Source organism: Thermoflavimicrobium dichotomicum, assembly GCF_900114055.1.
Lineage (GTDB): Bacteria > Bacillota > Bacilli > Thermoactinomycetales > Thermoactinomycetaceae > Thermoflavimicrobium > Thermoflavimicrobium dichotomicum.
Window position 1 is genome coordinate 65,339 of sequence record NZ_FORR01000019.1, and the last position, 6,891, is coordinate 72,229.

4 protein-coding genes, 8 tRNA genes, 1 rRNA gene and 1 pseudogene are annotated in these 6,891 nt (G+C 42.2%); 1 reads left to right on the top strand and 13 read right to left on the bottom strand.

Annotation, left to right across the window (positions count from 1 at the left end):
• Nucleotides 1-163 precede the first annotated feature (163 nt).
• From glmM to BMZ78_RS15275, 12 genes are all read right to left on the bottom strand, one after another.
• Nucleotides 164-1,504, bottom strand: coding sequence for a phosphoglucosamine mutase (gene glmM, locus BMZ78_RS15220; protein ID WP_093231274.1), 1,341 nt, complete (start codon nt 1,502-1,504; stop codon nt 164-166).
• 141 nt (nt 1,505-1,645) lie between these two features.
• Nucleotides 1,646-2,869, bottom strand: coding sequence for a CdaR family protein (locus tag BMZ78_RS15225; RefSeq protein ID WP_093231275.1), 1,224 nt, complete (start codon nt 2,867-2,869; stop codon nt 1,646-1,648).
• Nucleotides 2,862-3,698 (bottom strand): diadenylate cyclase CdaA, encoded by an 837-nt coding sequence (cdaA, locus tag BMZ78_RS15230; RefSeq protein ID WP_093231276.1) that lies wholly within the window; start codon nt 3,696-3,698, stop codon nt 2,862-2,864. The genes BMZ78_RS15225 and cdaA overlap by 8 nt, the downstream gene beginning before the upstream one ends.
• Nucleotides 3,699-4,092: 394 nt before the next feature.
• Nucleotides 4,093-4,995, bottom strand: coding sequence for an arginase (gene rocF, locus BMZ78_RS15235; RefSeq protein ID WP_093231277.1), 903 nt, complete (start codon nt 4,993-4,995; stop codon nt 4,093-4,095).
• A 335-nt stretch (nt 4,996-5,330) separates the two neighbouring features.
• Nucleotides 5,331-5,405, bottom strand: a tRNA-Gly gene (locus BMZ78_RS15240).
• 5 nt (nt 5,406-5,410) lie between these two features.
• Nucleotides 5,411-5,486, bottom strand: a tRNA-Lys gene (locus tag BMZ78_RS15245).
• 5 nt (nt 5,487-5,491) lie between these two features.
• Nucleotides 5,492-5,566: transfer RNA gene (locus tag BMZ78_RS15250), tRNA-Gln, on the bottom strand.
• Between the two features lie 9 nt (nt 5,567-5,575).
• A tRNA-Tyr gene (locus tag BMZ78_RS15255) sits at nt 5,576-5,661 on the bottom strand.
• A gap of 6 nt (nt 5,662-5,667) precedes the next feature.
• Nucleotides 5,668-5,743 (bottom strand) — tRNA-Val (locus tag BMZ78_RS15260).
• Nucleotides 5,744-5,746: 3 nt separating this feature from the next.
• A tRNA-Glu gene (locus BMZ78_RS15265) sits at nt 5,747-5,822 on the bottom strand.
• Between the two features lie 3 nt (nt 5,823-5,825).
• Nucleotides 5,826-5,901 (bottom strand) — tRNA-Thr (locus tag BMZ78_RS15270).
• A 1-nt stretch (nt 5,902) separates the two neighbouring features.
• Nucleotides 5,903-5,977, bottom strand: a tRNA-Asn gene (locus BMZ78_RS15275).
• Between the two features lie 397 nt (nt 5,978-6,374).
• Here BMZ78_RS15275 and BMZ78_RS19720 point away from each other — a divergent pair.
• Nucleotides 6,375-6,671, top strand: a pseudogene (locus BMZ78_RS19720) (iron-containing alcohol dehydrogenase); the annotation flags it as partial.
• 124 nt (nt 6,672-6,795) lie between these two features.
• Here the strand turns inward: BMZ78_RS19720 and rrf are convergent.
• Nucleotides 6,796-6,891, bottom strand: a 5S ribosomal RNA gene (rrf, locus tag BMZ78_RS15280); the annotation flags it as partial.

Here is a 6,891-nt window from a genome sequence, read left to right on the forward strand (position 1 = left end):
AGTCTTTTTCTTTTACGAGTAACCCTAAACCCATCGAAGCAACAAAACCGTCTATTTTCTTCATGATCCATAATGGTTAACAGTTATCCCCATCTCCATGAAAAAGAACAATAAGGCGCAGCACCTCCATTAGATGTTACGGAGATGTTACGCCCTGAAAGTTTTAGCCCAATTGTTGACGGACAACTTCTGCTATTTCTTCCACATACTCCTTTAATTGTTCCTCGTCAGGTCCTTCTGCCATCACTCGAATTAATGGCTCTGTACCGGAAGGACGAACCAATACACGCCCATCGTTACCTAACTTCTCTTCTATCTCTTTGATTTTGGCCATCACGGCTTCGTTTTGATCCCAGCCTTCTTTGGATTGTACGCGAACATTGACTAGCAGCTGTGGATATTTGGTCATCTTTTTACTCAGATCATAAAGCGTTTGTCCTCTTTCCTTCATGACACGCAACAATTGCACAGCAGTTAGCATACCGTCGCCTGTCGTATTATGATCCAAGAAAATAATGTGACCCGATTGTTCACCACCAAGGTTGTAGCCACCCTCACGCATTTTCTCCATAACATAACGGTCACCGACTTTGGTGCGTTCTGTAGCAATCCCGAACGATTCCATGGCCTTGAAGAAACCGATATTGCTCATTACCGTGGTTACAACCGTATTTCCCTTCAATTCACCGACTTCTTTCAGAAATTCAGCACAGATGCACATGATTTGATCGCCATCGACCACATTTCCTTTTTCATCGACTGCAATCAATCGATCCGCATCACCGTCAAAAGCGAGTCCAAGATGTGCACCCTTTTGCAGAACCTCTTTTTGTAGTCGTTCCGGATGGGTAGAACCGCATTCGACATTAATATTCACCCCATCAGGGTTCACATTGATCGCTGTTACATCTGCTCCCAACGCTCTTAGCAATAAAGGAGCCGCTTTATAGGCAGCACCATTGGCCCCATCGACGACAATATGCATACCGCATAAGTCTGTGTCAATCGTTCCTTTCAAATGATCTAAGTATTCATTAATGGCATCCGGTTCGTCTTCGACACGTCCCAAACCTTCCCCCGTTGGCCGTGGCAACTGATCTTGAGGTTGATCCAGTAACTTTTCTATCTCTGCTTCTGTCTCATCCAACAATTTAAAGCCATCTGCTCCAAAAAATTTAATGCCATTATCCGGAAATGGATTATGGGAAGCAGAAATCATCACACCAGCATCTGCTCCTAAATGGCGGGTCAGAAAGGCCACACCCGGTGTGCTCACAACTCCAAGGCGAATCACATCCACACCAATCGAAAGCATACCCGCGATCAAAGCCGATTCCAGCATCTCACCAGATAAACGTGTATCCCGACCAACTACCACTTTTGGGCGTTCTTTATGACGGGTAAGAACATATGCCCCACACCGTCCTAAACGAAATGCTAGTTCAGGCGTTAGTTCCTTATTGGCTGTGCCTCTTACTCCATCTGTACCAAAATATTTGCCCATCTTTTCTCTCTGTTACCAGACAATTGCTTGACCAGGTAACAGATTTTCACCTCTCTTTTCTACAAAAATCAAAAAAGGATATTTGAAATTCCCTTGGTTGATAATCAGTTGAATAATGAATTTTATGTTATTGATAAATGTTTATTTCTCAGTTAATTCAATATTCACTTTCATTGTTTCTTGATTTTCTACTTTGACATAAGGAGGTAGATTAAAGCGGATAGGTACCACATGTTTTCCCTTGGTCAGATTGGAAACATCACAATAAGCCTTAATATCACCCGCACTTAGATTTTCCAAAATAGCTGGGGCACCTGAGACAGTGACTGTTAATTTACCGTCCGTTTTACTGTCAAACTTTGCGTGTAAACCTTCACCAATTCCTGTTAACTGGATTGGAACATTTTCAATGGTCTTTGTTTCCGCTGGAACCATTTTAACATAGATTTCTATGTCTTTGGGTTCCACTTTTACTGCCGGACTTTTGGCTGATACAGGCAAATGCAGAGTTTGGTCACTTTTTACTCGGGATAAATCAAGCTGAATTCCGGAATAAAAATCAAGTGTATTTAAATAGATTTGCGGACCAAATACAGTCACTTCTGATGGTTTAAAAGTTAAGCTCTCAATCGCATAACCAAGAGGTGGCCCTTTGGCAATCTCCACTTTAAGGGGAACTTTTTTATTTGGGATACTCATCGGTATTTCGACATGCACCACCTCTGGTGTGATGGACACCTGATTCAAGCTTAAAGGCCCTTGATCTCCAAATGGTTGCAAGCGAATATCTTTTTTAATCACCTGATTCAGATTGCCCACCTGAACAACCGCACGCACAGACTTTACTTCATCCAATTGCGATTTGGTTCCACTGACAAGCACTTTATCAGGACTTACAATCGGTGTCCCAATTTTATACCCATCTGTTACATTCCCTACCAAATCAACCTGGACTGGTACCTCTTTCTGCAGCTTTTCCTCCAGTATTACATCAACAGAAGCAGGATTCAGTTTTTTATCAATCCCCAGTGGGATCCCTTCGATCTGAAGCGGAACATCATGATGTCTCCCTGCTCCCAATTTTCTCAAGTCGACAAACACACGATAATTAAACGAAAGACGTTCCAGCAAATATTCATCGCCCGTCAAAACCAACTGAACTTTATTGGGATATAGCTTGACCAATTCGTATTGATCTTGATCATACTTTGCTTCAACGGGCACCTCAATCCGCGTCTGGGTGGAAGCAAAATCTCGATCCTTCCAAATGGAAAAAGAACTTTCACTGACCGAAAACCATAAAATAATCGCCAATCCTACAGAAATAATACGTAAAACGATGTCGTTTTCCAACCACTTATTCATCAGCTGTACCCTCCTTCTCCTTACGAAGCAAGAAGGTACCAAGCCGGTTTCGATTTTTCGCTGGTTTTTTCAGTTCCCGTAACAATCTCAAATTCAGCTGCTCTTCCGTAAATCCTCTTTCAATCCGACCATGTGTGACAACCGAAATCGTACCAGTTTCTTCTGAAACAATGACAATCACCGCATCCGAAATCTCACTCAACCCCAAGCCTGCTCGATGCCGTGTGCCCAATTCCTTGCTGATAAACGGGTTTTCAGATAAGGGCAAATAGCAGCCTGCTGCCATAATCTGACCATCCCGAATAATCACAGCCCCATCATGCAAAGGGGTATTCGGTAAGAAAATATTTTTTAGTAACTCCGAAGTCAATCTTGCTTCAAGTAAAATACCCGTTTCGATATAATCAGATAAGCCAGTCTCTCTTTCAATCACGATCAATGCTCCAATCTGCCGCTTAGACAAATGTGCAGCTGCTTTACTAATCTCTGTCGTAATCCGAGTTACCAATTTATGTTGAAACTGCCGCCGACGGTTAAAAAAGATTCCCCCTCTTCCCAATTGCTCCAGAGCTTTACGCAGTTCTGGCTGAAAAATGATGATGACTGCCAAAAGCCCCACTGAAAACAAATTTTGGATCAACCAGCGAACGGTGGATAAATGCATAAATTTGCTAACCAGCCAAAAGATAATCAGCACAAATACACCTTGCAAGAGCTGAACCGCTCTTGTTCCCCGCAGTAAAACCAGCATACGATAAATAATATAGCTAACGATCAAAATATCGATCAGGTCAACGATATACCGTGTCATCATATCCCATTGTATCATCAAATGCCTCCATCAAATTCATTCCATATACTATTATGCTACCAAAGCATCTCGGCTAACATTCTTTACGCTTTCAAGTATTCATTATGCGATAAGTAGCTCGAAAAAGGAATAACTTTAAATAAAATAGAAAATAAAAAACCAGTACTAGCAAAGACTGGTTCAAATATCAAAGATTTTTATTTTTTTAGGCTTTGTTGCATTGGTCAGGACACCTACTCTTTATAAGTAGAAAGAAAAATCTTGTTTATAAAAAAAGATGAGGGATTTTTTGGATAATTAGCCCCCTCATGCCTTAACACAAAACAAATAGCTATTTATTCTTATCAAACAAGAGATATATTCAGATTATTAAATCATGCTACCGCTTTCAACCTTTTCGCAAAAGAGAAGTTTATAAGATTTTCTTTCCAAAAGCGGATCCCATCAAGGCTACAGCTACTTTTGCCGTTTGATTGGCTTGATCTAAGATGGGATTTACTTCCACGAATTCTGCAGAAGTGAGAATGTTTGCTTCTGCTAATATTTCCATCGCCAGATGACTTTCGCGATAACTGATTCCACCAGGTACAGGAGTGCCAACGCCAGGGCAATCCTTTGGATCCAATCCGTCTAAATCCAAACTCAAGTGAACACCATCTGTATCTTTGGAAACAATATGAATCGCTTCATCCATGACTCTTGCCATACCCAATCGATCAATCTCATGCATCGTAAATACACGAATACCCAATTGACGAATCAATTCTTTTTCACCTGGGTCCAATTCACGTGTTCCTATTAAAACAATATTCTCTGGACGAACCTTTGGCGCATAGCCACCACATTGAACCAGACTTGGATGACCTACCCCCAAACTTGCCGCCAAAGACATGCCATGAATATTACCAGATGGAGAAGTCTCTTCTGTATTTAAATCTCCATGCGCATCATACCAAATAACCCCTAAATTTTTATAATGTTTGGCTACACCAGCAATTGTCCCTATGGCAATGCTATGATCTCCACCAAATACAAGCGGGAATCTGCCACGTTCTACCACTTGAGAAACAGTTTCCGCCAATTGTTCACAAGCTTCAGCTACTTCTTTTAAATATTTTAAATTCTGATTTTCGATGATAGAGGATTCAGGGCTTGGAACAGGCAGGTTACCCAAATCTTCCACATCATGTCCTAAGCGAATGAGTTCATCTTGTGCTGCTGCGTATCGAATTGCACTAGGACCCATATCTACGCCACGGCGACCTTGTCCAAGATCCATAGGCATTCCGATAATTGAAATTAACTTCTTCTCCATTGAAATAGTCCCCTTCTTGCATCATTTATTTTTAGTCTACCACAGCTATTATATTTTTACAAATCTTGGAATAATTATTCGTTAAAAGGTATAAAAAAACACTCTACATGAAAAGGATGTAGAGTGAAGAATAAAATTTTTAGTTCTGATATTGAATTGTTATACATTCGACATATACTAACTGGAACAATTTTAGCCCCGCTCTTCGATACTATCAAAAGACAAGTCACTGCATTGTTCATCTCATGAAAAACAATCAGAATCCATCCTCAGAGATTCTTCGATTTTTTGCACAAAAATACCTTACCCCAAATAGAGGTAAGGTACTCAACTTTTGGAGCGGAAGACGGGATTCGAACCCGCGACCCTCGCCTTGGCAAGGCGATGCTCTACCCCTGAGCCACTTCCGCATATATGGTGAGCCATGAAGGACTCGAACCTTCGACCCTCTGATTAAAAGTCAGATGCTCTACCAACTGAGCTAATGGCTCATGAATGGCTGGGGAGGTAGGGATCGAACCTACGCATCACGGAGTCAAAGTCCGTTGCCTTACCACTTGGCTACTCCCCAACATGAAAGTGGTGGAGGGAGTAGGATTCGAACCTACGAAGGCGAATGCCAGCGGATTTACAGTCCGCCCCAGTTGGCCACTTTGGTATCCCTCCACGATATGGTGGACGGTGACGGGATCGAACCGCCGACCCCCTGCTTGTAAGGCAGGTGCTCTCCCAGCTGAGCTAACCGTCCAAATGGTGACCCGTAGGGGATTCGAACCCCTGCATGCCAGCGTGAAAGGCTGGTGTGTTGACCGCTTCACCAACGGGCCGAATGGAGCTTCCAACCAGGCTCGAACTGGTGACCTCTTCCTTACCATGGAAGCGCTCTACCGACTGAGCTATGGAAGCATGGCTCCTCAGGCAGGACTCGAACCTGCAACCTACCGGTTAACAGCCGGGTGCTCTACCATTGAGCTACTGAGGAATGAGGTGATAACGAATTCTATTTTAGCATCATTTTCTCTCGTTATCAAGTATTTTTTATTTCATTCTTTATCATCGCATTGATCATCAGCGACGTTTATTATTCTATCAACTACAGGAGACCATGTCAACAACTTTTTTATCTTCTTTAAGATTTTTTTAGTCCTGTGATCAACGGAGTACCCGCAAGAGTAACTGCTGCTACTGTAATCAATGAACTCCACGCATGTAACCAATCACTTTCCTTCTTTAGGTAGTTTAATGGTTTGGAACATGCATGATAGGTCAATCCTTTTCCTGTTTGTTCGTATTTTTTATTCTAATTAAGGAAGTGAATTGCAATCAAATATAACAATAACCGACGATAGAACTTATAGAGATCCTTTAACACTAGCCCTTCCTCAGATATTCCAGCATTACAATCCAGTCTAATAGACCGAACAATAAAAACCATTATAACGGAAGGACATCATAAACAAGCACTTACAGATATGAGTCATGGGAACTATCTCGCTAGATTGGCTTTCTTTAATGCAGAAGCGGTGTGTCCATGCGCTGATCCACTGTTTGATCCGCACGGCAAATCCAACGCCGTATTGCTTCCACGTGTAGCAGGATATATTTATAAAAGTTGCAAGAAACGGCGAGCAGACATTTTAAATGCACGGGAAGGCAACTCTTTTTTCACATTCTGAGGAGAAAGTTTCCTGCAAGTATGTAAAACCACTCAAATAGTTGAAGACCATGCTTAGTGGGTTCAACTTACAAGCTGATCGAATATAAAAACAACCCATCCTCGTTTAAGGATGGGTTGTTTTTTCCTGGCAACGACCTACTCTCCCAGGGGTCTTCACCCCAAGTACCATCGGCGCTGGAGGGCTTAACTTCCGTGTTCGGGATGGGAACGGGTGGGTC